Annotated in this window: 23 protein-coding genes; 19 read left to right on the top strand and 4 right to left on the bottom strand. The window is 46.6% G+C overall.

The genetic code is table 11. The annotated features are described in order from the left end of the window. Positions 1-16: 16 nt before the first annotated feature. The 9 genes from nagZ (at position 17) to WFI24_RS20405 (ending at position 11,509) form a co-directional block, all read left to right on the top strand. Entirely contained in the window at positions 17-1,636 is a 1,620-nt protein-coding gene (gene nagZ / locus WFI24_RS20365) for a beta-N-acetylhexosaminidase (protein WP_336763725.1), read from the top strand. Positions 1,637-1,910: 274 nt separating this feature from the next. Beyond that, positions 1,911-4,160: a stalk domain-containing protein gene (locus WFI24_RS20370; RefSeq protein ID WP_336763727.1), complete on the top strand. Its 2,250-nt coding sequence runs from the start codon at positions 1,911-1,913 to the stop codon at positions 4,158-4,160. A gap of 339 nt (positions 4,161-4,499) precedes the next feature. After that, complete coding sequence (locus WFI24_RS20375; protein ID WP_336763729.1) at positions 4,500-4,964, top strand: Fur family transcriptional regulator; 465 nt, start codon at positions 4,500-4,502, stop codon at positions 4,962-4,964. A 2-nt stretch (positions 4,965-4,966) separates the two neighbouring features. Next, on the top strand, positions 4,967-5,218 hold the full coding sequence (gene yidD / locus WFI24_RS20380) for a membrane protein insertion efficiency factor YidD (RefSeq protein ID WP_017687565.1): 252 nt from the start codon (positions 4,967-4,969) through the stop codon (positions 5,216-5,218). Between the two features lie 481 nt (positions 5,219-5,699). Further along, positions 5,700-7,745, top strand: coding sequence for a methionine--tRNA ligase (metG, locus tag WFI24_RS20385; RefSeq protein ID WP_336763731.1), 2,046 nt, complete (start codon positions 5,700-5,702; stop codon positions 7,743-7,745). Positions 7,746-8,024: 279 nt separating this feature from the next. Continuing rightward, positions 8,025-9,032, top strand: a complete 1,008-nt coding sequence (locus tag WFI24_RS20390) for a metal ABC transporter solute-binding protein, Zn/Mn family (RefSeq protein WP_336763874.1) — start codon at positions 8,025-8,027, stop codon at positions 9,030-9,032. 99 nt (positions 9,033-9,131) lie between these two features. Then, positions 9,132-9,890: a metal ABC transporter ATP-binding protein gene (locus WFI24_RS20395; protein WP_336763733.1), complete on the top strand. Its 759-nt coding sequence runs from the start codon at positions 9,132-9,134 to the stop codon at positions 9,888-9,890. 52 nt (positions 9,891-9,942) lie between these two features. Further along, positions 9,943-10,746, top strand: a complete 804-nt coding sequence (locus WFI24_RS20400) for a metal ABC transporter permease (RefSeq protein ID WP_017687569.1) — start codon at positions 9,943-9,945, stop codon at positions 10,744-10,746. A gap of 49 nt (positions 10,747-10,795) precedes the next feature. Continuing rightward, complete coding sequence (locus WFI24_RS20405) at positions 10,796-11,509, top strand: cytochrome c biogenesis CcdA family protein (protein WP_336763736.1); 714 nt, start codon at positions 10,796-10,798, stop codon at positions 11,507-11,509. A gap of 139 nt (positions 11,510-11,648) precedes the next feature. Here WFI24_RS20405 and splB read toward each other — a convergent pair whose 3' ends face one another. Next, positions 11,649-12,719, bottom strand: a complete 1,071-nt coding sequence (gene splB / locus WFI24_RS20410) for a spore photoproduct lyase (protein WP_336763738.1) — start codon at positions 12,717-12,719, stop codon at positions 11,649-11,651. A 192-nt stretch (positions 12,720-12,911) separates the two neighbouring features. Here splB and mntR point away from each other — a divergent pair, with 192 nt between their 5' ends. The 3 genes from mntR to WFI24_RS20425 all read left to right on the top strand — a co-directional run bounded on the left by mntR (position 12,912) and on the right by WFI24_RS20425 (position 16,250). Then, entirely contained in the window at positions 12,912-13,340 is a 429-nt protein-coding gene (gene mntR / locus WFI24_RS20415; protein ID WP_062835284.1) for a transcriptional regulator MntR, read from the top strand. A gap of 208 nt (positions 13,341-13,548) precedes the next feature. After that, on the top strand, positions 13,549-15,159 hold the full coding sequence (locus tag WFI24_RS20420) for a family 10 glycosylhydrolase (protein WP_336763740.1): 1,611 nt from the start codon (positions 13,549-13,551) through the stop codon (positions 15,157-15,159). Positions 15,160-15,248: 89 nt separating this feature from the next. Further along, complete coding sequence (locus tag WFI24_RS20425) at positions 15,249-16,250, top strand: patatin-like phospholipase family protein (protein WP_336763742.1); 1,002 nt, start codon at positions 15,249-15,251, stop codon at positions 16,248-16,250. Between the two features lie 60 nt (positions 16,251-16,310). Here the strand turns inward: WFI24_RS20425 and WFI24_RS20430 are convergent, their stop codons facing one another. Continuing rightward, on the bottom strand, positions 16,311-16,643 hold the full coding sequence (locus tag WFI24_RS20430; RefSeq protein WP_145322656.1) for a hypothetical protein: 333 nt from the start codon (positions 16,641-16,643) through the stop codon (positions 16,311-16,313). Between the two features lie 5 nt (positions 16,644-16,648). Next, a complete protein-coding gene (locus WFI24_RS20435) occupies positions 16,649-17,641 on the bottom strand; it encodes a DUF1385 domain-containing protein (RefSeq protein ID WP_145322653.1) in 993 nt (330 codons plus the stop codon). Positions 17,642-17,855: 214 nt separating this feature from the next. Here WFI24_RS20435 and WFI24_RS20440 point away from each other — a divergent pair, with 214 nt between their 5' ends. The 5 genes from WFI24_RS20440 (at position 17,856) to WFI24_RS20460 (ending at position 22,359) form a co-directional block, all read left to right on the top strand. Beyond that, a complete protein-coding gene (locus WFI24_RS20440; RefSeq protein WP_145322651.1) occupies positions 17,856-18,434 on the top strand; it encodes a YqhR family membrane protein in 579 nt (192 codons plus the stop codon). A 76-nt stretch (positions 18,435-18,510) separates the two neighbouring features. Next, on the top strand, positions 18,511-18,954 hold the full coding sequence (gene aroQ / locus WFI24_RS20445) for a type II 3-dehydroquinate dehydratase (RefSeq protein ID WP_336763744.1): 444 nt from the start codon (positions 18,511-18,513) through the stop codon (positions 18,952-18,954). Positions 18,955-18,993: 39 nt separating this feature from the next. Continuing rightward, entirely contained in the window at positions 18,994-20,067 is a 1,074-nt protein-coding gene (locus WFI24_RS20450) for a M24 family metallopeptidase (protein ID WP_145322647.1), read from the top strand. A gap of 290 nt (positions 20,068-20,357) precedes the next feature. Then, positions 20,358-20,915, top strand: a complete 558-nt coding sequence (gene efp, locus WFI24_RS20455; protein WP_017687580.1) for an elongation factor P — start codon at positions 20,358-20,360, stop codon at positions 20,913-20,915. 190 nt (positions 20,916-21,105) lie between these two features. Beyond that, positions 21,106-22,359: an aspartate kinase gene (locus tag WFI24_RS20460; protein ID WP_336763748.1), complete on the top strand. Its 1,254-nt coding sequence runs from the start codon at positions 21,106-21,108 to the stop codon at positions 22,357-22,359. 87 nt (positions 22,360-22,446) lie between these two features. On the opposite strand, the gene WFI24_RS20465 is transcribed toward WFI24_RS20460, so the two are convergent. Then, entirely contained in the window at positions 22,447-23,196 is a 750-nt protein-coding gene (locus WFI24_RS20465) for a 2-phosphosulfolactate phosphatase (RefSeq protein WP_336763750.1), read from the bottom strand. Between the two features lie 263 nt (positions 23,197-23,459). Between WFI24_RS20465 and spoIIIAA the strand changes: the two genes are divergently transcribed. Beyond that, positions 23,460-24,464, top strand: a complete 1,005-nt coding sequence (gene spoIIIAA, locus WFI24_RS20470; RefSeq protein ID WP_336763752.1) for a stage III sporulation protein AA — start codon at positions 23,460-23,462, stop codon at positions 24,462-24,464. Then, positions 24,457-24,975: a stage III sporulation protein SpoIIIAB gene (spoIIIAB, locus tag WFI24_RS20475; protein WP_145322639.1), complete on the top strand. Its 519-nt coding sequence runs from the start codon at positions 24,457-24,459 to the stop codon at positions 24,973-24,975. Before spoIIIAA ends, spoIIIAB begins: the two co-directional genes overlap by 8 nt. The last annotated feature ends 29 nt before the right edge of the window (positions 24,976-25,004 follow it).

Consider the following 25,004-nt stretch of genomic DNA (forward strand, 5'->3'; position numbering starts at 1 on the left):
GGAGGGATAGGGTTGTATGAAACCATTGAATAATTTGACGTTGGAGCAAAAGGTAGGCCAATTGTTCATGTGTGGATTTCACGGTCAGCACGCAGATGAACAGATTACTCGCTTGATCCGGGAATACCACGTTGGGGGCGTCATCTATTTCCGGCGTAATGTAGAAAGTCTAGATCAATTGACGCGACTGTCCACTGAACTGCAAGGGATTGCTGCTGAAGTGAGGGAAATACCACTCATGATATCGGTGGATCAGGAAGGTGGTATGGTCGCACGGATCGACAAAGATGGAGTGACCCAAGTGCCAGGTAACATGGCGCTAGGTGCGACAGGCAATCCGGAGTATACGCTTGAATGTGCACAAATTCTCGGTCGTGAGTTGAAAAACATCGGTATTGACATGAACCTTGCGCCCGTGGTGGACGTGAATAACAATGCTCTTAACCCGGTAATTGGCGTACGATCATATGGTGAAAATGCCGAGAGTGTGGCCGAGCATGGAGCAGCAGCTATTACCGGATATCAATCACAGGGCATAGCTGCAACAGCGAAACATTTTCCCGGACATGGAGATACCATGGTAGATTCTCACCTCGGTATGGTTACGGTACCCCATGATCGAAACAGGTTGGAACAGATAGAGCTGTTACCGTTCCGCCAAGCTATTGAGGCAGGGGTCGATGCCATTATGACAGCTCATGTTATCTTTCCGGCGATTGAACCCGAGCCTATTCCGGCAACATTATCACGTAAAGTGTTAACCGGGCTGTTGCGCGAAGAAATGGGCTTTAAGGGCATTATTATTACTGACTGTCTTGAAATGCATGCGATATCCAAGCCATATGGGGTAGCTGAGGCTGCTATTCGTGCTGTGGAGGCAGGAGCGGATCTGATTCTGGTGAGTCACACTTTGCAAGACCAGGTCGCTGCTGTGGAAGCGGTGGTTGGAGCAGTCCGAACGGGGCGGATAACGGAAGAGGTCATTAACAAGTCACTGGAACGTATTATTACATGGAAGGCAGCACGTTGCGGTTACCGGGACACTAGTCTGATTTCACCAAAAACGAATGAGACTGCCAAAGCAGTAGATAATGAACCCTTGCCTTCCAATGAATCCATTGAATCGACCTTGTTCAAGATCGCTTCGAGCAGTATTACCGTGGTTCATAATGAAGGGTTGCTGCCGCTGAATCCAGAGCAGGACGTGTATGTCATCTGGCCCGAAGTTGTGCAACGGACAGAAGTGGATGAACCATGGTCCCATACAGATTCCCTTGGCGTGGCGCTATTGCAGCTGCGAGGCAGAGTTCGTGAGCGTAAAATAACGACTCAGCCATCGTATGATGAAGCGGATCGGATTTTGAAGGATGTGTTGGAGGCTGAGCAGGTCATCGTATGTACTTACACATCTGCAGGTCATCTTCCGAAAGGGCAGCGGTATTTAGTTGAAAAGCTTAGTGAAAACCATTCGCTAATTGTGATTGCTCTGCGTAATCCATATGATCTGCTGGAGTTTTCGATGCCGGGAAGTTATGTGTGTACCTATGAAAATTCGCCTACAGTCGTCCGGGCACTCTCTCTCGTGTTAACCGGTGAGTTGGAGCCTACAGGAAGTTTACCTGTTCGTTTACGTTAGACATATTCAATCCTTTTATCTCTCTAAGACATGGTGCTCATCGACCATTTCCTGGAGAGATTTTTTGTTGGGATTTGCTATTGGGTTAATTTGGGAGTAGATGCTAAAAAAGATTATTGATAGATAACTATTTTCATAGTATTTTCCTTCTATTAAAAGTTTACAATTCTCCTCTTAACTTTTTAGCAACTTTTCCCGGTCCCAAGCGTCTAATAATATGACTTTTTGAGGGGGATATTTATAAAATGGGAGCAGAAGGAGCCAAAGACAAAGAATGAATTTGAAGAAGAAATTGTCCATACTTACCGCTTTTGCTGTTTTTCAAGCGTTTGCAGTGATTCCTGCCAATGCACAATCAGCAGATCAGAGCGATACTACATCAGTGAATACAGCCAAAGTTAAATCCGTGGAGGTTGTGAAGAAAGAACAAACCATCGCGGAATCCGAAGTGAAATCCGGAACAGACACTCCAACATCAAATAATGAAACAACTGAAGAAGTGAATCCTGAGACAGATGTTCCTACAGGAACAGACGCGACTCCTGTTGAGCCGGTAACGGAACCTACGGACGAAGAAGGTACAGCTGAGGAAACACCAGCACCTGCACCGGTAGAAGTGGAGCAACCGTCTACAGGGAATTCGACTGCTGGAGGCGGGGGTGGAGACCTCACGCTGTATATGAACAGCAACAAAATGATGCAAGATGGCAAAACATATCTTGCCGGACAGCCGATGGCTGTTAAAAAAGGTGTATCCTATGTAGCCATCCGTGCTCTGGTAGATCGGGTTGGCTATGATGTTAAATACGATAACACAACCAAAGAAACGATCATAATTAGTGGTGAAGATGAGCTGCGTTTCAAAACAAACAGCACAATCTATACCGTTAATGGTGTATCCAGATCGATGAAGGGTCCTGCTTATCAACAAAAGAATACGTTCATGGTGCCACTGACGTCGATTACGCAGGCCCTGAACATCACATATAAAGTCAATCAACCGGCCAAAACGGTTGTATTGAATCTGAGTACCAAACCGGTAGCCAGCTTCACGGTACAAAAAGAAGTATTTGCTGGTGACCAGGTAACCTATACAACCAGATCCAGTTCACCCAAAGGGCTCAGCATTGTTGATGAGCGTTGGACTGGCCGTCAGGATTCATTCGACCAACCAGGTACATATACGGTAACCTATGCGGTCCAGGATTCAAGTGGTCAATGGAGTGATCCATACTCGGTTACGATTAAGGTTGAAAGACCGAATCTGCCACCAGTTGCGATGTTTACGACGGATAAGGAAGAATACAAAATGGGTGAGAAAATCACCTATATTGATCAAAGTACAGATGATGAAAATGCGATTGTAAAAACAGAATGGGATAACAATGCACTGGCATTCTTTGTTCCAGGACCGAAGACCGTAACGATTACAGTTACCGATAAACATGGTGCTAGCGACAGCTATACCAAGATGATCAATATTACGGGCGAAACGCTATACAGTTTGACCGACTTCAACCAATTGTTCACACCCGTAGGTGAGAAGTTTACCTTCGACGGTGGCGGTGTGCCGGCATTGGAGAAAGTTCCTTTCACATATTATGATGAACCAAGTCTGCTGATCCGCAGTAACAGCCCGGAAACCGTGAATACAGAAGGCATTGTGTACAAGGAATCTTCTTTCGGACAGACACGCTTCATGATTCACCATGTGAACAACACAGGCAAAAACGTGAAAATGTACGTTGTAGCAACAAACAACAATGCTTACACGGCGTCCATTGAACAGCAAAACATGGGCTTTGCAGGACCGTCTCCTTTTGCAACGGTAGCTGGAAAGTTGTCGATTGACCGTTGGTTCCAATCCATGCAGAATGGTACCGGACAAAAGAAAGTGTACATCCAGCCAGGAGAAAGCAAGCTGATTCTCAATGATCTGAGCGTTCTTCCGATGAAACAGGGACAAGTCATCTCCTTGTATTCGGATGTATTCAGTGATTATGAATTGGATTACAACATTATCATGATCGAAGAGAACAAGGACCCGATGGAAGTGTTGTCGAGCCTGCCGGTTCTCGATCGTGATGGGGTTCACAACCGTGGAACGTATCCAAATGCAACACGGATTATTACGTACGATCAAGAAGTAGGGTCGAAGCCTGCACGTCTTCCACTTGGAGATAATGCAAGTGATCCAAACCTTGTAGGAACGGATCCTATGGCGTATACAGAAGCTTCCAACGCAGGTAACTTCGGTGTACTGTACAAAATTACATTGAATAACGTTGCTCCGCGCACGTTGATTTCTTTCAACCCTCGTGGGGGCAGATACTCAGGTGTGGCACTCGTGAATGGACAGGTCGTTCAGATTTCCACGGGTAAATCTGTTACTGCACCAAATGAGCAAAGCGTTATGTATCGCACAGGTTCGTACGGCGAGAGTGTAACCATTCTCTTCTCGGCGGCACCAGGTAGTAACCTGCCTGTTAACCTGCTGTTCACACCGCTTCCGGCTGAAAAGTAATATCAGGAACATGCACGGACGGTTTGGAGTGAAAGCTTATATCATATATACCCGTTCACCCCAAAAGTCGCCCGAACGATTGATCATCTGAACCGTCAGGAAGGGACTCCATCAAAATGCAATGTCATTAGCTCCAAGCTAAACGTAATGACAATGCATGTGAATGGAGTCCTTTTTATGTGTTGTTGGAATGATATGACCCGGTGTCTTCGTTGACTCTAATCGTAATTTGATGCATTATTAGAGGTATACAAGAAAGCAAAAGTTTTCGCTTTTGCCGAATAACTGTCGCTCTATGAATAATGCAAAATGCTCGTATGACAGGAGGTGCTTTAGATCATGCTGTCGACAGAACAGATTATTTCGACCATGTCCTCACAGGGGCTCCGCATTACCGATCAGCGGAAAACATTGGCCCGGTTATTTGCCGAGTCGCCCGGGTATCTTACACCCAAGGACGTCTATGAATATATGGGTAAGACTTATAGCGGACTGAGTTTTGACACGGTATATCGGAATTTGCGTGTGATGCAGGAACTGGGTGTACTGGAACAGGTCATCTTCGAAGATGGCGTCAAATTCAGAGCACATTGTAGTGAAGATCATCATCACCATCATATGATCTGCCTGAAGTGTCAGAAGACATATCCCATTGTTTTTTGCCCGATGCAGCTTGCGGATGCGCCTGAGCAATTTCAGGTTGTAGATCACAAGTTCGAGGTATTTGGATATTGCAAGGACTGTGTTGAGCATGCTCCGGCCAAAGCGGCGTCTGGACATCAACACGCTCACGGGAAGCACTGACCATGAAGTTATCTCGCAGAATTGCTCAGGCACCCATTCGGGTGTACCGCAACTATATCTCTCCATTAACGCCGCCGACTTGTCGGTTCTATCCGAGTTGTTCGGCTTACGCCATGGAGGCGATTGAAGTACACGGTGCTCTCAAGGGCTCGTTGCTAACAGCGAAACGCATAGCCAAATGTCACCCATTTCATCCAGGTGGCGTGGATCTGGTGCCGCCGAAGGCGGAGAAGTCTATGATGGTATCGGAGTAAACAATATCGCCTGAAGTAATAGTGTAGTCTGGAAGCAGGCCAGGGTTGAAGTTGAGTAAGCTGTCCACTTGACAAAGGTGGCCGCATTTCAGTATATTTTCCTATATATGCGGGTTCTAAAAGTCTGGTTTTACTTTTTGAACAACTTCTATATGATTTCCAGTGAAGGGATAAGTACAGACACACCCCCAGTGCAGAGAGCCGGATGAGCTGAGAACCGGTCTGGGAGGAGGATGGAACATGGTCCCGGAGGAACCTCTTTCGAGCGTGCAGACAGTGATTTAAGAGCTGCTGTCGTAAGGCTGAGGCGTGATCCAGCGTTAATGGGCGGTCGAAGGACCGACAGAGCCTGTGTTTTGTGAAAAACACGGGGAATTTGGGTGGTAACACGTGAGAGCAACTCTCGTCCCATAGGGACGGGAGTTTTTTGTGTTCTCTTTTAGTGTTTTTAGACGAGAGGGAGCACAAGAAGCAGGGACATTTGAAGGAGGAGAAGTCATTCATGGCTGACCAAAAAACATTTTATCTGACAACCCCGATTTATTATCCGAGTGACAAATTGCATATTGGGCATGCGTATACAACGGTGGCGGGAGATGCGATGGTTCGTTACAAGCGTCTACGCGGTTATGATGCTCACTATCTGACAGGAACCGATGAACATGGCCAGAAGATTGAGCGCAAGGCACAAGAGAAAGGACAATCACCGCAAGCTTTTATCGACGATATCGTCGTGGGCATTAAGGAACTGTGGAACAAGTTGGACATTTCCAATGACGACTTTATTCGTACAACAGAAGAGCGCCACAAAACCGTAGTTCAGGATATCTTTGACCGTTTGCTGAAGCAGGGAGATATCTACAAAGGCGAGTACGAAGGCTGGTACAGTATTCCCGATGAGACTTATTACACGGAGACACAATTGGTTGATGTGGAAAAGAATGAAAAAGGCGAGATTATTTCAGCCAAGAGTCCGGATAGCGGGCATCCCGTGGAACTGGTCAAAGAAGAATCTTACTTCTTCCGCATGAGCAAATATGCAGATCGTCTGCTCCAATATTATGAAGAGAACCCGGGCTTTATTCAACCGGAGTCCCGCAAGAACGAGATGATCAACAACTTCATCAAGCCAGGTCTTGAGGACTTGGCCGTATCACGTACCACATTTGAATGGGGTGTCAAAGTCAAAGGCGATCCAAAACACGTGGTCTATGTGTGGATTGATGCGTTGTCCAACTATATTACAGCTCTGGGCTACGGTTCGTCTGATACATCCCTGTATAACAAGTTCTGGCCTGCAGATGTACATCTGGTAGGTAAAGAAATTGTTCGTTTCCATACGATTTACTGGCCGATCATGTTGATGGCGCTGGATTTGCCTTTGCCGAAGAAAGTCTTCGCACATGGCTGGTTGTTGATGAAGGATGGCAAAATGTCCAAATCAAAAGGCAATGTCGTTGATCCGGTGACCCTGATCGACCGCTACGGTCTGGATGCATTGCGTTATTACCTGCTGCGTGAAGTGCCGTTTGGTTCTGATGGTACATTTACACCGGAGAGCTTCGTCGAGCGTGTCAACTCTGACCTCGCGAACGATCTGGGTAACCTGTTGAATCGTACAGTTGCCATGGTAGACAAATATTTTGAAGGCAAAGCCCCTGCGTTTGCTTCGAATGTAACGGAATTTGATGCTTCGCTGGAAGATGCAGGCCATGCTACGGTGGAAAAAGTGGAACAGGCGATGGAAAACCTGCAGTTTTCCGTTGCACTGACGGCGATCAGCCAGTTTGTCAGCCGCACCAACAAATATATTGATGAGACGCAGCCATGGGCGCTGGCTCGTGATGAAGCAAAACGCGATGAATTGGCATCCGTGATGTCTCACCTGATCGAAAGCTTGCGGATTGCTTCGATTCTGTTGCAACCGTTCCTGACACGTGCTCCTCATAAAATCTGGGCACAGCTCGGCATTCAGGAAGGTGAACTCACGGCTTGGGATTCAGCCAAGCAATGGGGTCTGGTTCCAGCTGGAAATGCCTTGCAAAAAGGTGATCCAATCTTCCCGCGTTTGGATTCCGAACAGGAAATTGCTTATATCTCGGAAGCAATGACTGGCGGCCAAAAAGCGGCACAGCCTGAAGCAAATCAAGCAGAAGCTGGAGCTACGGCAGTTGTTGAACCGGTGACTGCACCTGAGGGTACGGAAGAGATCGGTATTGAGGATTTTGCCAAAGTTGAACTGCGTGTCGCACAAGTCATTGCCTGCGAACCGGTCAAAAAAGCAGATAAGTTGCTGAAATTGCAGCTGGATCTGGGTTATGAGCAGCGCCAGGTTGTATCGGGAATTGCGAAGTTTTATTCGCCAGAAGAGATGATTGGACGTAAAGTCATCTGTGTGACCAACCTCAAACCAGTGAAACTCCGTGGTGAACTGTCCCAGGGCATGATTCTGGCAGCGTCGCACGGCGACCAACTAACACTGGCTACAGTACCGGACAACATGCCTAATGGCGCACAAGTGAAATAAGAATATATAAATCCTGTCATAAAAATGACACAAGGTGGCCCGATGTAATTCGGGCCCCTTTTTTTGTTGATATAAATCGCATCTTAAGGGAAGAGAACAAGCATATACTGTTATGAACTTCGTACTTCGGGAGAGAATGAATAGGACGAGATCGCTTGACAACTGGGTTCAGGTTACCTATAATTCTTTCAGTAATGTTTACGATTAAGAGATGCGGAGTGAATCATAATGACATTTTATAAAGTGCAACATCAAGTTCAGGTTAACCGGACAGGGAAGATGAACAAAAGAGGCAACATGAAGATGCTATGGGCGGGTCTGCTTATTCTCAGCTTACTGGTATTATCTGCGTGTGGGCAGAATAGTTCCGATAATGCCAAGATGGTGGAAGGTAAAGTAAACGTCGTGACGACATTTTATCCTGTATATGCTTTTACAGCTGCAATCGGTGGTGAAGATGCCAATGTCATTAATCTCCTGCCAACGGGAGTAGAGCCACATGACTGGACTCCGAAAAGTCAGGATATTGTCAATACGTCCAAGGCACAGCTCTTCTTTTATAATGGAGCTGGACTCGAAGGATGGGTACCGAATTTCCTGAAGTCGCTGAACAGTGATACACAGGTGAAGTCTGTTGCTGTCAGCGAAGGCGTTAAGCTGTTAACCGCTGAGGGTGATGATGGGCATGGTCATGGCGAAGAACACGAAGACGAGCATGCAGATGAACACGCAGATGAGGCGAGCAGTGAAGATGTCGCTGATCATCATATTGATCCACATACGTGGGTTAGTCCGAAATCAGCCATGATCATGGCTGAAAATATAAAAAATAGTCTGGTCGAATCAGATCCTGATCACAAAGCAGGTTACGAACAACGGTATGAAGCGCTTCGTACCAAGCTTGAGACGCTAGATCAGCGTTTTACGGATGAACTGGCTACGGTACCGAACAAGGAAATTGTTGTCTCGCACCAAGCGTTTGGCTACCTTACGCGTGATTATGGATTAACCCAGCATGCCATTATGGGACTCTCCCCGGATGCTGAACCGACAGGACAGGATATTGTGAAGCTTGCGAAATTGGTTAAAGATGAAGGTATCAAATACATTTTCTTCGAAGAGCTGGTATCTGACAAATTGGCGAAAACACTGGCAAGCGAAGCAGGTGTGGAAACCATGGTCCTTAATCCTGTTGAGGGATTGACCAAAGAGCAAGCAACAAACGGGGATGATTATTTCACCCTGATGGAGAAAAATTTGCAAAATCTGCTGATCGCATTAAAATAAGATAGAATGAAGGATTCAGACCTAAGAGTCTTTACCGTTCGCGGTGAAGGCTCTTAGGACGCTATGAGATCCTTATTTATAATGAAGGGCGGCTTTGCCATGCAGCAAATCATGCCATTATGTCATGATCCAATTATAGAGATCGAGAAACTATCATTTTCCTACGGGGACCAGCGAGTGATTGAGAATCTCGATTTTATGGCCCAGGAACGAGACTTTGTCGGGATTATCGGTTCCAATGGCGCGGGTAAAACGACGTTGCTGCGCATGCTGGTAGGATTGTTGCCTCCTGCGCAGGGAGATATCAAACTTTTCGGACAGTCGATCCACAGGTTCAAAGACTGGGACCGAATTGGGTATGTGCCACAAAAGAATGCGTTTAACCCGTTGTTCCCTGCGACCGTACGTGAAGTGGTCATGTCCGGCTTGTACAATAACAAAAACATGTTCCGTCGTATGTCTCGCAAATGTCAGCAACAGTGTACGGATGCCATGCAGGTCATGCGGATCGAGGATCTGGCGAACAAACGTATTGGTCAGTTGTCCGGTGGACAGCAGCAACGTGTATTTTTGGCACGAGCGCTTATCAATCACCCGGATCTACTGATTTTGGATGAACCAACGGTAGGTATTGATGCTGAATCACAGGCCAGTTTCTTTGAACTGATTACGCATATGCATGAACATCACCGGATGACTTTTCTAATGGTGTCTCATGATATGGACCGGATGGAGAATTATCTGGGTTCCGAAGCTGCGGTAACGAATGGCAAAATTAATTTCCATGTCCGTCATTCGCATGAGTTGCAAGATTGTGCCGAGACCAACCTGCAACATACTACTGCACAGGTGCGCTAGCCGTATTTATGGCCCATTAGATTAGAGCAAGGCCGAAGGAGTCGTGTTTGTTTTGGAAATATTAATGAGTGATTTTTTTCAGCGTGCGCTGGCGGGTGGACTGTTAATTGGTATCACCGCTCCGCTGATCGGACTGTTCCTGGTGTTACGGCGGTTATCCATGATTGGAGATACCTTGTCTCATGTGACCATCGCCGGCGTTGCACTCGGATTCCTGATTGAAGTGTATCCCATTGCGGTAGGTTTGATATTTGCCGTTCTTGCTTCATTTGCAATAGAGAAATTACGCAAAGCGTACAAGAGTTATGCCGAATTATCGATTGCCATTATCATGTCCGGAGGCGTGGCGCTGGCATCATTGTTCTTCACGCTGGGCAAAGGATATAATGCAGATGTCATGAGTTATTTGTTCGGCAGCATATATACATTGGATGCGACGGATCTGAAGCTGGTAGGTGTGGTTACGCTGATCGTGGTGATCGTAGTGGCGTTGTTACATAAGGAATTTTTCCTTTTGAGCTTTGAGGAAGATGCGGCAGCTGTCACAGGATTACCTGTGAGAATTCTGAACATGTTAATTACTGTGATGACAGCCCTCGTCATTAGTACGGCGATCAAGATTGTAGGTGCGCTTCTAGTATCGGCGTTATTGACCATTCCGGTAGCGGTCAGCCTGTTGATGGCCCGAAGTTTCAAGTCCGCCATTATTTTGTCCGTGGTTATCGGTGAAATTGCCGTAGTCCTTGGACTGGTCGTAGCAGGCATCTGGAACCTCGCACCTGGAGCAACGATCGTATTATTGCTGATCATGATGCTGATTCTGACGATGATTGGAAAAAAAGGGTTCCGAGCCTGACGACTGAACGAGCAAGCACGTGAGCCCAGGGAAGGGAGACATCCGCTTCATGCCTGATGTTAATGTATGGATGGCTTTTGTAGCAGGCTTGGTCTCATTTATATCACCATGTTGTCTTCCGCTGTATCCATCATACCTTTCTTATATCACAGGTATGACGGTGCAGCAATTGAAGGATGACCGCAATCAGCGAGAAGTCCGCTTTAAGACTATGACGCATACGCTGGCGTTTATATTGGGCTTCTCGGCTGTATTTTATTCGCTTGGTCTTGGTGCAGGACTGTTTGGCCAGTTTTTCAATGATAACCGTGAGCTGATCCGACAATTGTCTGCGATTCTGATTATGCTTATGGGTTTGTTTTTGCTGGGTGTGTTCAAGCCGCAGTTTCTGATGAAGGAACGCAAGCTGAATATGAAATGGAAACCTGCAGGCTATCTGGGATCATTTATATTTGGTATCGGTTTCTCAGCAGGTTGGTCGCCCTGTATTGGCCCCATTCTAACAGCGATCATAGCTATGGCTGCAAGTGAGCCTACAACCTGGCTTGCGCTTATTACAGGATATACCGCAGGGTTTGCAATACCTTTCTTTATTTTGGCATTCTTCATCGGCTCGACACGCTGGATCTTACGGTATTCCAATGTCATGATGAAAGTCGGAGGAGCATTAATGTTGTTCCTTGGCGTATTACTTTTTACAGATCAGATGACGAAGATTACCATCTGGTTGCAGCAGATTACACCAGAATGGATGATTATTTAAGCGTATAAACTAAATTTTAATTTAAAAAAGTATGGCAAAGCAGGCTACATAAAACCAGAATTATTCTGGTCATGTAACCTGCTTTTTAATCGTTTGTTAGGAATACTAATATCAGCATATGATGTTGGGCTGTTTTCGTTTAGGTGAAGTAATCAATATTGGCTAATGGGAAATGCTCAAAAATTCGCTCCGTAATGAATTCGCGAAGTGCATCCTGCTGGTCATCTTTATACACATACTTGTACTGACCCCAGCGGCCCCATTTCATCTTGCGTTTCTCAATATCCATCTCAAGCTTGGTCTTGGGATAACGCTTCTCAATGGTTGCTTTGGCCGTTTTGGTAAATCGGTGCTGAATCATCTCAAACGTAAGATCCTTGGTTGCTTCCTCTGGAAGTGTATCTGCCAGCTTCTGCAACAGATCCGAGTATCCTTCTTCCCAGCCTTCATACCACATAATCGGAGCGATAATGAATCCCAGAGGATAACCGGCGTGTGCAATTTTGCCTGCGGCTTCAATGCGTTCTTCAAATCTAGAAGTAGCCGGTTCAAAGTTTTTGATGACATAATCCGAATTGACGCTAAACCGGATACGGGTGTGGCCATTATGCTTAATGTTTAATAACGGATCAACGTGATGATATTTAGTTACGAATCGCAAGCGTCCATATTCTTCTTCCGCCATAAAACGGATCAAGTCACTTAAATTTTCCGTGATATGCTCAAGTCCTACGGGATCGGATGTACAGGCAGCTTCAAATCGTGTGATTTCTGGCGCGCGTTCTTCGATGTATCCTTTTGCAGCCTGAATGATCTCCTCGGTATTAACGTAGACACGGACATAAGGTTTGGCGCCAAGTGTAGTTTGAAGATAACAATAATGGCAGTGCCCCATACAGCCTGTAGAGATGGGAATGGCATATTCCGCTGAAGGTTTCGACTGGTCGAACTTGAGTGTTTTGCGTACACCGACAACCAGAGTACGCTTCGCCATCCGGTACTTTTCTTGTTCGGTTTCACCCGGCAGGTTCATGATCCGGTTATGGGATGTGGTCATCTGATAAGGGATGTTTTTGGATGTCACCCATTCCATAATTCGTTTGCCTTTATCATATTCCAGCGCACCGGGTTCAAAATACACCAAATCGGGAATAAAGGGTTTAGTGCCTTTTGCTTTTCGAGCAGGCGGTTGGGCTACACTTGTACTCACGAAATCACTCCTTTCGATGCGGAACTTTAATTAGTTTGCCTCGTTCGAGGAAAAGTCAAGCCTGCCAATTACTTGCGTAACCGTACACTCCGAATTGTGCAGGACTTGCCAATGCGTATTGATAACATGTATCATTATAAGATAGGGACCTGGCACGAATAGGGGCCGGTCAGAGAGAAGAGAGGGAAGCAGATGCCAACGCCCAGTATGGAAGATTATTTGGAGCGTATATACAAATTAATTGATGAAAAGGGCTATGCTCGTGTGTCTGATATAGCTGAAGGACTGGAAGTACATCCTTCATCGGTGACCAAGATGATCCAAAAGCTGGACAAAGACGAGTACCTGATCTATGAGAAGTACCGCGGATTGGTACTTACGCCAAAAGGCAAAAAGATGGGCAAACGGTTGATGGAGCGCCATCATCTGCTTGAACAGTTTTTGACGACGATTGGTGTTCAGGAAGAGAACATCTATAATGATGTTGAGGGTATTGAACATCACTTGAGCTGGGATTCTATTACTTGCATTGAGTCTTTGGTCGAATACTTCCGTCAGGATGAGAGTCGGTTACGTGACCTCAAAAATCTTCAGGACGTTATGAGTAATACGGAGTCTTGATTTTCAACAGTTAATTTCAACATGGTGATATACAATGAATCGTATCCTGTGATCAAAGGATGCTTCTTGCCGTTTCAATGGCAGGAAGCATTTTTTTGTGCATCCACACCATAATTTGGTGATATTCGCAACTAAACAGCCGTTAGGAGCGTCTATTAAACTAGTAGAATTTACCGCAAATTTATAATGATTTTGGAGGATTGCACTGATGAAGTTTCGTAAAGGATTGATGCTGCTGCTCATTTTTGTACTTGGATTACAGACAGCAGGTATGACAGCACAAGCAGCCGGACAGAAGAATATCGCTATTTTTCTAGATGGTAACCGCTTGGAATCGGATGTATCACCTTACATCCTGCCTAAGGTTAATGTAACGATGGTGCCTCTGCGAGTTATTAGTGAAGGACTGGGAGCGTCTGTTCTATGGTCTCAGGCTACACGTACCGTGACTATTCAGAAATCGGATTCTGTCATCACGATGACGAGCGGACGCCAGCAGGCTACCGTGGATAACACTGTAGTTGGTCTGGATGCATCCGTAGAATTGAAGCAAGGTCGGGTCATGGTACCCATCCGATTCGTCAGTGAGAACCTTGGTATTCGGGTAAACTGGAATCAGGCGGCTCAGACCATTGATCTGTACACAGGAGACGAATCAGTACCGACTCCTGAACCAACTCCGGCAACCCCAGCAGAGCCTGGAGGCACAGGGACTGTACCAGCTTCGGAAGAGATGCGGGGAGCCTGGATCTCCACTGTGAATGGAGACTGGCCTTCATCCGGTGCCAAGGGAAATGTAGAGAAGCAAAAGCAGGAGTACACGAAACAGCTCGACACTTTACAAGGGATGGGCATTAATGCCGTATTCGTTCAAGTGAGAGCTAATGGGGATGCCGTCTATCCTTCAGGTCTGGTACCGTGGAACAGCGTATTGACAGGAACACAAGGTAAAGATCCCGGCTATGATCCCCTTGCATTCATGGTGGAGGAAGCACACAAACGTGGTCTGGAGTTCCATGCCTGGTTCAATCCGTTTAGAGCAACGAATTCGGCGAGTACATCCAATCTGGCTGCAAATCACATTTCCAAGCTTCATCCGGACTGGATTGTGAATGCGTCCGGCAAAATGTACATTAACCCGGGTATCCCGGAAGCCAGACAGCATATTATTGATACGATCATGGAAGTGGTCAATCAGTATGATATTGATGGTGTACATCTGGATGATTACTTCTACCCTTCCAATGTGACCTTTAATGATGATGCAGCCTTCAAAACTTACAACACATTGAATACCAAGGACCGTGCTGAATGGCGTCGTGACAATATTAATCAATTCGTCAAGCAGCTTGGACAGAGCATTCACAGCGTGAAAGCTAACGTTGAATATGGAATTAGCCCATTTGGAGTATGGCGTAACAAATCCGTTGATCTGACAGGTTCTGATACCAAAGCAGGAGTAACCGCTTATGATAGCATGAATGCGGATGTGCGGACATGGATTAATCAGGAGTGGATCGACTATGTTGCCCCTCAGGTGTATTGGAGTATGACATTGAACGCAGCCCGATACGACAAAGTCGTGGACTGGTGGGCGAATGAAGTGGCTAACACGAATGTAAAATTGTATATTGGCCACTCACCTTATAAGTTAGGTACGCCAGAGATTGGCTGGCAGACATCACAGGAGATCATCGATCAGCTGAACTACAACAAGAAGTATTCTTCGGTTAAAGGGGATATATTCTTTAGTTCACAGTACCTGACGAAAAACCCTCTCGGCCTAATTGCCAAATTAAAAGCTTATTATGGTCTCTAAAACAATTTAACAATACGGTTATAAGACAAACCCTTGTTCTCATAGAGTGGCAGTAGAAACGTGGCTGCCTGGAGAACGGGGGTTTTGTTGTGTTAATTAACGCAGTGTTTGAAGGTGGAGGCGTGAAGGGAATTTCGCTTGCGGGAGCTGTGCAGGGTGCTCAAGACTGCGGCATTCAGTTTAATCGGGTGGCTGGGACGTCATCGGGTTCTATTGTAGCTGCTCTACTAGCGGCTGGTTACAGGGCCGAAGAGATGAAAGTCATTATTGAGAATACGCCGTTTGCTTCATTGCTGCGTCGTTCCCCCATATTTAATACCCGATGGATCGGCCCCGCAGCGAGGCTGTTCTTGAAGAAAGGTTTGTATTCGGGGGAAGCGCTGGAATCATGGATTCGCAAGATGCTGGAGCAGAAAGGGATTCGCACTTTTGCCGACTTGCCGCAAGGCAAGCTGCTCATTACAGCATCAGATATATCCAATGGGACCATTCTGGTGCTGCCAGATGATATTCGGCGCTTCGGAATTGATCCTGCCAAGCTGGATGTTGCGAAAGCGGTACGCATGAGTTGCAGTATTCCGTATTTTTTCGATCCGGTCGTGATACGCAAATCGCCGGTATTCTCCAAAGGCCTGCCTTTTCAAGATCAGTTCGTTTATGTTGTGGATGGTGGATTGCTTAGCAATTTTCCGCTGTGGCTCTTCGATGGTGATCGTTCGGAACGAGGGGGAGACATGATTCCGGTTGTCGGATTCAAAATGGTGGGTAAGACAGAGGTGGAACCTGCACGGATTAAAGGACCGCTAAGCATGCTTCAGGCTCTTGTGGAGACGATGCTCACAGCCCACGATGAGCGCTATATTGAACAGATTAACCGGTTCCGTACAGTGAAAATACCAACACTGGGGATTAAACCGACACAGTTTCATCTATCGGTACAAGACAGTACGGCTTTGTATCGATCCGGTGCGAACGCGGGAACCGAATTTTTCAATGGATGGAACACGAAAATGTATGATAATCAGCTGGACAAACAAAGAAAAGAGCTCAGCAAGAAACAAGCTGAAGCTCCGCCTCTGATTCCTGTATAACACGAAAAAAGCAATTCTCCGCTTGTTGGAAGAATTGCTTTTTTGTATGTTCAATAACTTTTAGTGAAATTTCGGTATATCTTCATCGCTTTTACCTTTTTGTCCCTGAATCACTTGGAAAGGATAATCCTTGCGTTTCTTCGAAGAGCCGCTGCTCTTTCTGGCACTGGACTGTGCATTTACTTTCGCCATGGTACGTGCCGATGGCTTAATTTTCGGTGATTTGGCTTTTTGTGCCCAGCGACGAGGCGGATACTTATACAGCAGGAATACAGCTCCGAACACGACCAGAGGAATAATGATTCTGGAGGGACTAGCGCTCCCCAACCAAGTCAATACTCCAACAGCAGCTAGTGCGATGAACGTCCAAAATAAGATTGCCTGCTTGTTCATATCATTCACCCTTTCACAGGATCGAGTGTTGCAACAGGTACTTCTGATCTAGCGGAGACATTGGCGAGCTTGGCATCCAACTCACGCATACGGTTAAACGAAGCAATCGATACTTCAACCTGTTCGTTGGTCGGTTCTTTTGTTGTCAACAATTGCAACCATAATCCCGGGTATCCGAGATAACGCAGTACAGGAATATCACGTACCGAATTCGTAAGCTTTAACAGCTCAAAAGATATACCCAATACGACAGGCAACAACAGCAGACGCTGACCCATCCGTTCCCATAGGTTATCGTACGTGAAGAGGGAGTACAGAAACACTCCAATAATGACAGTCAACATAATAAAGCTGCTTCCACAACGGTAGTGCAGCCGGCTGTATTTTTGCACGTTCTCCGGTGTCAATTCTTCACCAGCTTCATGTGCGCTGATTACTTTGTGTTCCGCTCCATGATACTGGAAGAGACGTTTGATCATCGGCGTCTGTGAGATTAACCACAAGTAAGCGAGCAACAGGATCAGCTTGATGCCGCCTTCCAGTAAATTATGCAAAAATTGATTGTCGAATGCATTTTTAAATAGAAAATTCTCGATGACAACAGGAAGTAATGTAAGCACAACTTTACCGAAAAGGAATGAAAGGATAGCTACCGCAGTCACACCAATGATCATGCTAAGGCTCCAGCCTGAACCTTCTTTCTCTTTTTGCTTGGCTTTCTCTTCCGGTTCCAGTTCATCATCAGCATAGGCGTCAGCAGAGTAATTGAGATGTCTGCTACCTTTGACACTTGAATCTATAATGCTGACAATTCCGCGTAATAAAGGAATCCGCCGCAATTTCGTGACCCAGGACTTGTCTTGCTTGGGAACTTCCAGATACGTAATTTCGCCGTCTTTTCTACGAACAGCTGTAACGTTGACATGTTTCCCACCGAACATTACGCCTTCAATGACAGCTTGCCCCCCATAGCTGACAGGCTTGGATTGTTGAGGCAAATTATTCACCTTCCTATTCTGTTCTAGGCCTTCGCGATCAAAGGCAGTTTAATAACCCTATTGTATCGAATTTTAAGAGCAATTTCTAGTTTGTGAGTCAATCCTTGAAGGATGTTGTTAAGATTGTCCTGTTTTGAACATACTACCTCGTAGAATGAGGCACAAAAATCGAGTCATAATACGGGGTTATCAACTGAAATGAAGGAGAATATCGATGACAGAACGTAAGCATGATGATACATCACATGATGAAGGTCAACGACCGAATGAGCGTCAGCAAAAAGATAAGGGCAGGCGCCCTACTCAGCGACAAGGTCAAGCGCACTATTATACCAAGCCATTTTCCTTTGCATTAGAGCTTGGCTTCTTTGCCGGGTTTATCTGGGGTGGGCTACACTGGCTATTCTATCTGCTGCATTTTACGATTGTGCCGGTGGGATTTTTGGCCGAGCCTTTTTTCAAACATGAATATATATATACCGCAGCTGGGCATTTAACAGGCTGGTTGTTTTTTATCGTTTTTTCCATCTTGGCTTCTTTGCTCTACACGTTCACGATTAGAAAATTAAAAGGGCCTTTACCCGGCATGGTGTATGGAATTGTCTGGTGGCTGATTCTCTTTGTACTGGTAGGGCCGAAACTCGGGATGATGAAGCCTCTGAACGGTTTAACGTGGGATTCGATCATCACGGAACTCTGTTTCTTTTTGCTATGGGGGCTGTTCATTGGTTACACGGTAGCCATGGAGTACACGGACGAACGCAAACGCGAGCCAGAGCAAGCGGGGGCATAGCGCAAAAAAGCTTCTCAATCCGGCAATGCCTGTGTTAAAATAGCAGATGGTTATTTGCAGAGAGGGTGGAGCAGCGATGAAACGAATTATTGTGATCAATGGTCCGAACCTGAACATGCTTGGAGTACGTGAGCCGGGCATCTATGGAACGCTTAGTCTGAAGGATATTGAGGACAAAATTCGCAGACAGGCTGATGAACTTGGCGTCTCCATCGCTTTTTATCAATCGAACCATGAAGGGGGCATCATTGACCGCATTCATGCAGCGTTAGGTGAAGCAGACGGGCTGATATTGAATGCCGGAGCATTTACCCACTATAGCTATGCTATACGTGATGCAATCAATGCTGTAAAAGTCCCTACAGTGGAAGTACATCTATCCAACATTCATGCACGCGAAGCGTTCAGACATCATTCAGTGATTGCAGCGGAAACAATCGGGCAGATTGCCGGATTTGGCGAAGTAAGCTATGAACTGGGATTGCTGGCTCTTGTGCGTCATCTGGACAAACAAACCTGAGCCGGGAACCCGGGAATGTGAGAGAAAGAAGGGTTACCGATGGAAAACAAACGAGTAAATAAGTTGCGTGAAGCCATGCGTGAGCGTGAACTCACAGCAATGCTGATTACAAACCCGATTAACCGTCGTTATATGACGGGCTTTACAGGCTCTGCGGGATATGTGCTGATTACGGAACAGGATGCATATTTGCTGACTGATTTCCGTTATATGTCACAAGCGCCTCAGCAAGCCAAAGGATTTACCGTTGTGGAGCATGGAGCTAAGCCGATGGATACGGTGCGCGAATTGCTGACATCCGCGAATATCAAAGAAGTCGGCTTCGAGCAGGATAGTGTCACATTCGGCACGCATTCCGCTTATGCTGAAGCACTTCAATCTATCGAACTGAAAGCTGTATCCGGGATTGTGGAACAACTTCGCATGTTCAAGGATCAAGACGAGATTGCGGTTATGCAGAGAGCAGCAGATTTGGCGGATGCCACGTTCAGCCACGTGTTGCAGTTTGCAAAACCAGGCATGACGGAGCGTGAAGTGGATCTGGAGATGGAGTTTTTCATGCGTAAACATGGAGCAACGTCCTCTTCGTTCGACACGATTGTAGCATCGGGTGAACGTTCTGCTATGCCTCACGGTGTAGCGAGCAGCAAGGTCATCGGTCAAAATGAGTTAATTACATTTGACTTTGGTGCACTTTTGGACGGATACTGTTCAGATCTGACACGTACCATTGCAACAGGCACACCTGTACCTGAACTGCGCAAAATTTATGACATTGTACTGGAAGCTCAGTTACATACGCTGGAGAACCTGAAACCGGGCATGACCGGACGGGAAGCAGATGCACTGGCTCGTGATATCATTGCAGGTCACGGATATGGAGATCAGTTCGGACACAGCACAGGCCACGGTCTGGGCATGGAAGTTCACGAAGCTCCTCGCTTGTCCAAGCTTAGCGACGATGTATTGAAACCGGGTATGGTTGTTACCGTTGAACCGGGTATATATATTGACGGACTTGGCGGCGTGCGTATCGAGGATGACGTAGTGATTACCGAGACGGGTATTCATATTCTCACGAAGTCGGACAAGAAGTTCACCGTAATCGGCTAAATTACAGCCACCAGGGATATAAGACGATTTTTAATGTGTTATATAAATTGAAAATAAGAAATTCAACCATAACGGAGAGTGCAGAAGCAATCTGATGAAGAGAAGCGTTCGCCTTTATCACCGGATTTTCCCATTAATAATGGGATCAAAAAATCTGGGGATAACAGCGATCAGAGGATGGTACTGCAATCGAAGTGAACAAGGTGGCCTTTCTTGGATTCATTTTACATATAACATTAACCCATCGTCTTATATCACCTACTTTTCAACCATATCAGGAGGGATTTTTTGTGATTTCAGTAAACGATTTTAAAACAGGCTTGACCGTGCAAGTAGATAACGATATCTATACCGTGCTTGATTTCCAACATGTTAAACCAGGTAAAGGCGCTGCCTTCGTACGTTCCAAATTGAAAAACCTGCGTAATGGTAACACCGTTGAAAAAACATTCCGTGCAGGCGAAACCATTGGTCGTGCCATCATCGAAAACCGTGGCGTATCCTACCTGTATGCAAGTGGTACAGAGCACACGTTCATGGATAACGAAACATATGATCAGTTCACATTGACTAGTGATCAACTGGAATGGGAATTGAACTTCCTGAAAGAAAACATGGTCGTTAAGATCGTTAGCTACCAAGGGGAAATCCTCGGAATCGACTTGCCAACAAGCGTTGAGTTGAAAGTTATCGAGACTGAGCCAAGCGTTAAAGGTAATACTGCACAAGGTGCTACCAAAAATGCAAAAGTAGAAACAGGTTTGAACGTACAGGTTCCTTTGTTCATTAACGAAGGTGACGTTCTCCTGATCGATACACGTGAAGGTAAATACTCTTCCCGTGCGTAACTTTCACAGCCTGTAAGCTAAGAAAGGTTATTAACAACCCTTTGCCATTCCTTTGGCAGAGGGTTTTTTCGAAAAAAGATTAGCCTATCAGTCGCTTTCGTAATATACTGGGTTAAAGTCATTTCTCGTAGAGAATAATGACGATGGACATCAATTATGCATACTGCACAAGGTAGGGAGTGGATTTGCGTTGTCATTGTACGTCATGAAATTTGGGGGCAGCTCGGTCGGAGATACAGAGCGCATGAAGCGTGTAGCCGGACGTGTTGTAGAAAAAGCTGATGAAGGACATCGGTGTGTAGTCGTGGTTTCGGCCATGGGGGATACAACGGATGATTTGATTGATCAGGCAAAACAACTGAATAGTGATCTGCCTGCTCGTGAGATGGATATGCTCTTAACGACAGGAGAACAGATTTCGATCTCCTTGTTATCGATGGCTATTCAAGCGCTTGGACGCAAGGCAGTATCGTTTACAGGCTGGCAAGCGGGATTCCGCACAGAGCCGGTTCACGGAAAAGCACGTATTCATGATATTCATCCCGACCGTGTGAATGCAGCACTTGCCGAAGGCAACATTGTTATTGTCGCAGGCTTCCAGGGCATGACGGAAGACGGCGAGATCACAACACTGGGTCGTGGTGGTTCGGATACAACAGCTGTAGCGCTGGCTGCAGCCATTAAGGCTGATGCGTGCGAGATCTATACGGATGTGGACGGAATCTATTCTACAGACCCGCGGATCGTTAAGGTTGCGCGCAAGCTGAAGGAAATATCGTATGACGAAATGCTGGAACTCGCTAATTTGGGAGCAGCGGTGCTGCATCCGCGTGCAGTTGAGTACGCGAAGCATTCCGGTGTGCCTTTGATTGTAAGATCCAGCTTTAACCATAATGTAGGAACGGTTGTGAAGGAGGAAGCAGCAATGGAACAAGGTGTAGTGGTTAGTGGTATTGCCTATGACAAAAACGTAGCTCGCATCAGTATTCTGGGTGTGCCGGATGTACCAGGAGTTCTGGCTGAAGTATTTGGTGCGCTTGCATCCAATCAGCTGGATGTGGACATTATCGTTCAGAGCGGAGTGATGGATGGCAAAGCGGACTTCTCGTTCTCTGTTGCGCTATCTGATCGTGAGAACGCATTGCGTGTCATTGAAGGCCTTCACAGCCGCTTGCCTTACCGTGAAGTCACATCGGAAGAGAACCTCGTTAAAATCTCCATTGTTGGCGCTGGGATGGTCAGTCACCCGGGTGTAGCTGCCAAGATGTTCAAGGTCATTTCTGCTGAAGGCGTGAGCATCAAGATGGTGAGTACTTCCGAGATCAAAGTATCTTGTGTCATTGATGGAGAGAAGCTGCATGACGTTATTAAGGCGTTGCATACAGCATATGATCTCGATACCGCTGAGCAAGCTGTGATTGGCGGACCACAAGATCGCAGATAAGTTGTTTCTACACATGTAAACATAGCAAAGGTGTACTGTTGCCAACGGGCAGCAGTGCACCTTTTTTTGTTTTTCTCATAGCAATTCTCAGAGTGACTTGAATATCTTCTCCCCGCGTATCCCCCGATAAGGCGCCATACGGTTCCCTTCTCCCATCTCGGGAACACAATCCAGCAGATTTAATTGAGAGCAATACGAAATATCATGAACCCTGCCTAACTTTTCAAGCCTTCGTCCACCGGACGATATTCTCATCATATCCGGGATGCTGTCCCTACATTGGGATACCGCCTGATGAAGTACTATACCGAGATCATTCAATTGAATGGGAGAATAGGATTGTCGGTGTAACTCTTCGATAATGCATCCAGCACACAAACCATCCTCCAGTGCAAATTCATCCTGTGTCCCCGCACATAACAACAATACATCTCTTTGCAGTTCACATAGAACTGCTGCGACAGCCTGCACATTGAGAAATGATCCAGCGAGTACATGTTTCGCCTTGGAAGCTTTGATCAAGGCCCGGGTCCCATCGGTTGTAGTTAATATGATGGTTTTATCTGCAACGCCTTCAGTCATATATTCATAGGGGGAATTACCCACCTCGAATCCGGTAATTTTTTTGTCAAAACGCTCCCCGCCCCGAATGCAATCTTTCATTTCCATTTGTTTGGCTTGTGGAACCGTCTCTACGGCAATCACAGCCGCAGCATCATACGTCAGGGCTGTAACAATCGTACTGGTCGTACACAATACATCAATGACAACCGCACTCCGCCCTGCAACATCCATGGTGCGTAACTCATTCACATTGCCTACCACATCAACTCGCACTCCCCACAACTCCTTTCTGTATCTGGGGATCGGTAGTTCTATTTGAACTGGAATGGAACTTACCTATCTGCAATTACCATATGCATGCGCTTCTAGACGGGTGCCTAGAGCAGTAGGTTGATCTATGGTTTTCAACTCTCAACCGCATTCTGAAGAAATGATAGATTTCAGCGTCATAAATTAAAAGTACAGGCATAAACTTGAGATATGAACAAGCGCCAGAAGCGTGAACCATATGATCTCAAGGTTGGAGGAGCCTACTCATGAAGGTGAACTGGAAGGAACTTTTTCCGGAACCGATCCGCACCATTCTCGGAAGAATGCCACCCGCTCTATTGGAACAAGTGGAGGAAGTACGTATTCGTGAAGGCAGACCCCTGGAGATAAATGCAGGCAACACATACCACTTCCTGACACCTCAAGGCAGCCCGACAGGGAACCCTGAAGAAGCGTATGTTCCCCAGAAAGAAGTGACGCACAGGTTGCTCGATCTGATCAGTAACCATTCACTTTATACATTGGAAGAGGAACTGCGCAAAGGGTTCATCACCATCCCCGGGGGACATCGAATTGGACTTGCTGGCCGAACCGTACTAAGTGGTGGGCGTGTCGAATACCTGCGCGACATCAACGGATTTAACGTCCGGGTAGCACGTGAGGTACATGGAGTGGCTGACCGTATCCTTCCTTATCTTCTCGATATGAAGAGCGGACAGGTCTTCCATACGTTGATTCTTTCACCGCCTCAACAAGGAAAAACAACGTTGCTGCGAGATCTGGCGAGACAAATTAGCAGCGGAACGAAGCTTGCGGTGGGCAGTGAACTGGTACAGGGGATCCGTCCGCGCCTGAAAGTGGGCATTGTGGATGAGAGGTCCGAAATCGCCGGTAGCTACAAAGGAGTACCTGGATTCGACGTGGGCCCACGAACAGATGTGATGGACGGTTGTCCGAAGGCTGAGGGCATGATGATGATGCTTCGCTCCATGTCACCCGATGTCCTGATTGTGGACGAGATCGGTCGTCCGGAGGACGCTGAGGCGGTGATGGAAGCCCTGCATGCAGGAGTCTCGGTAATCGCGACTGCTCATGGCCGTGACCTATCGGAGCTGTCGGCCAGGCCCGCGCTCAGAACCTTAATTGCAGAGCAGATGTTCCAACGGTATGTACAGCTGCAACGGACGAGCCGGGGCATGACCTTTCGGCTGGCTGATGGCAAAATGCGTGGTTTGCAGCAGACCGGGGCAGGAGGTGAAGTCTTTGGTTAACATGCTTGGTGCGGTAATCATCCTGTTAGCCAGCACCCTCGCCGGATTTTACAAGGCCAGACAGTATGCATTAAGACCAAGACAATTGCGAGAACTCATTGCAGCCCTTCAGCGACTAATGACGGAGATTAACTATGGGCTCACTCCCCTTCCCGATGCCATGGGCAAGATGGGAGCCCAGACCAAAGAACCTGTAAAGACGCTGTTCCTTCATGCAGCTACACAGATGGAACCTCCTCATGGACTCACTGCCCGGGAGAGTCTTCAGTCCGGCGTGGATCTGGCTTGGGGGAGATCGGCCATGAAGGCTGACGAGCGGGAAGTCATGCTGCAATTAAGCTTCAGCCTTGGCACAAGTGACCGTCAGGATCAGACCAAACATATATCGTTAGCCATTCAACAACTAATGCATGAGGAATCCCGTGCCCAGGCCGATCAAATGAAATATGAACGAATGAGCCGAAGCCTCGGGATGCTTGTCGGAGCGTTAATCGTCATTCTGATCTTCTGAAATAGCCGGGATAGTGAGGTGCCAAGGTC

It is taken from the genome of Paenibacillus sp. USHLN196, assembly GCF_037144955.1.
In the GTDB taxonomy this organism is placed as follows: domain Bacteria; phylum Bacillota; class Bacilli; order Paenibacillales; family Paenibacillaceae; genus Paenibacillus; species Paenibacillus xylanexedens_C.

What these genes read in the sequence shown, in the direction of transcription:
- nagZ (WP_336763725.1), top strand. Translation starts at nt 17, where the DNA reads ATGAAACCATTGAATAATTTGACGTTGGAGCAAAAGGTAGGCCAATTG.
- WFI24_RS20370 (WP_336763727.1), top strand. Translation starts at nt 1,911, where the DNA reads ATGAATTTGAAGAAGAAATTGTCCATACTTACCGCTTTTGCTGTTTTT.
- WFI24_RS20375 (WP_336763729.1), top strand. Translation starts at nt 4,500, where the DNA reads ATGCTGTCGACAGAACAGATTATTTCGACCATGTCCTCACAGGGGCTC.
- yidD (WP_017687565.1), top strand. Translation starts at nt 4,967, where the DNA reads ATGAAGTTATCTCGCAGAATTGCTCAGGCACCCATTCGGGTGTACCGC.
- WFI24_RS20390 (WP_336763874.1), top strand. Translation starts at nt 8,025, where the DNA reads ATGAACAAAAGAGGCAACATGAAGATGCTATGGGCGGGTCTGCTTATT.
- WFI24_RS20395 (WP_336763733.1), top strand. Translation starts at nt 9,132, where the DNA reads ATGCAGCAAATCATGCCATTATGTCATGATCCAATTATAGAGATCGAG.
- WFI24_RS20405 (WP_336763736.1), top strand. Translation starts at nt 10,796, where the DNA reads ATGCCTGATGTTAATGTATGGATGGCTTTTGTAGCAGGCTTGGTCTCA.
- mntR (WP_062835284.1), top strand. Translation starts at nt 12,912, where the DNA reads ATGCCAACGCCCAGTATGGAAGATTATTTGGAGCGTATATACAAATTA.
- WFI24_RS20420 (WP_336763740.1), top strand. Translation starts at nt 13,549, where the DNA reads ATGAAGTTTCGTAAAGGATTGATGCTGCTGCTCATTTTTGTACTTGGA.
- WFI24_RS20430 (WP_145322656.1), bottom strand. Translation starts at nt 16,643, where the DNA reads ATGAACAAGCAGGCAATCTTATTTTGGACGTTCATCGCACTAGCTGCT.
- WFI24_RS20440 (WP_145322651.1), top strand. Translation starts at nt 17,856, where the DNA reads ATGACAGAACGTAAGCATGATGATACATCACATGATGAAGGTCAACGA.
- aroQ (WP_336763744.1), top strand. Translation starts at nt 18,511, where the DNA reads ATGAAACGAATTATTGTGATCAATGGTCCGAACCTGAACATGCTTGGA.
- WFI24_RS20450 (WP_145322647.1), top strand. Translation starts at nt 18,994, where the DNA reads ATGGAAAACAAACGAGTAAATAAGTTGCGTGAAGCCATGCGTGAGCGT.
- spoIIIAA (WP_336763752.1), top strand. Translation starts at nt 23,460, where the DNA reads ATGAAGGTGAACTGGAAGGAACTTTTTCCGGAACCGATCCGCACCATT.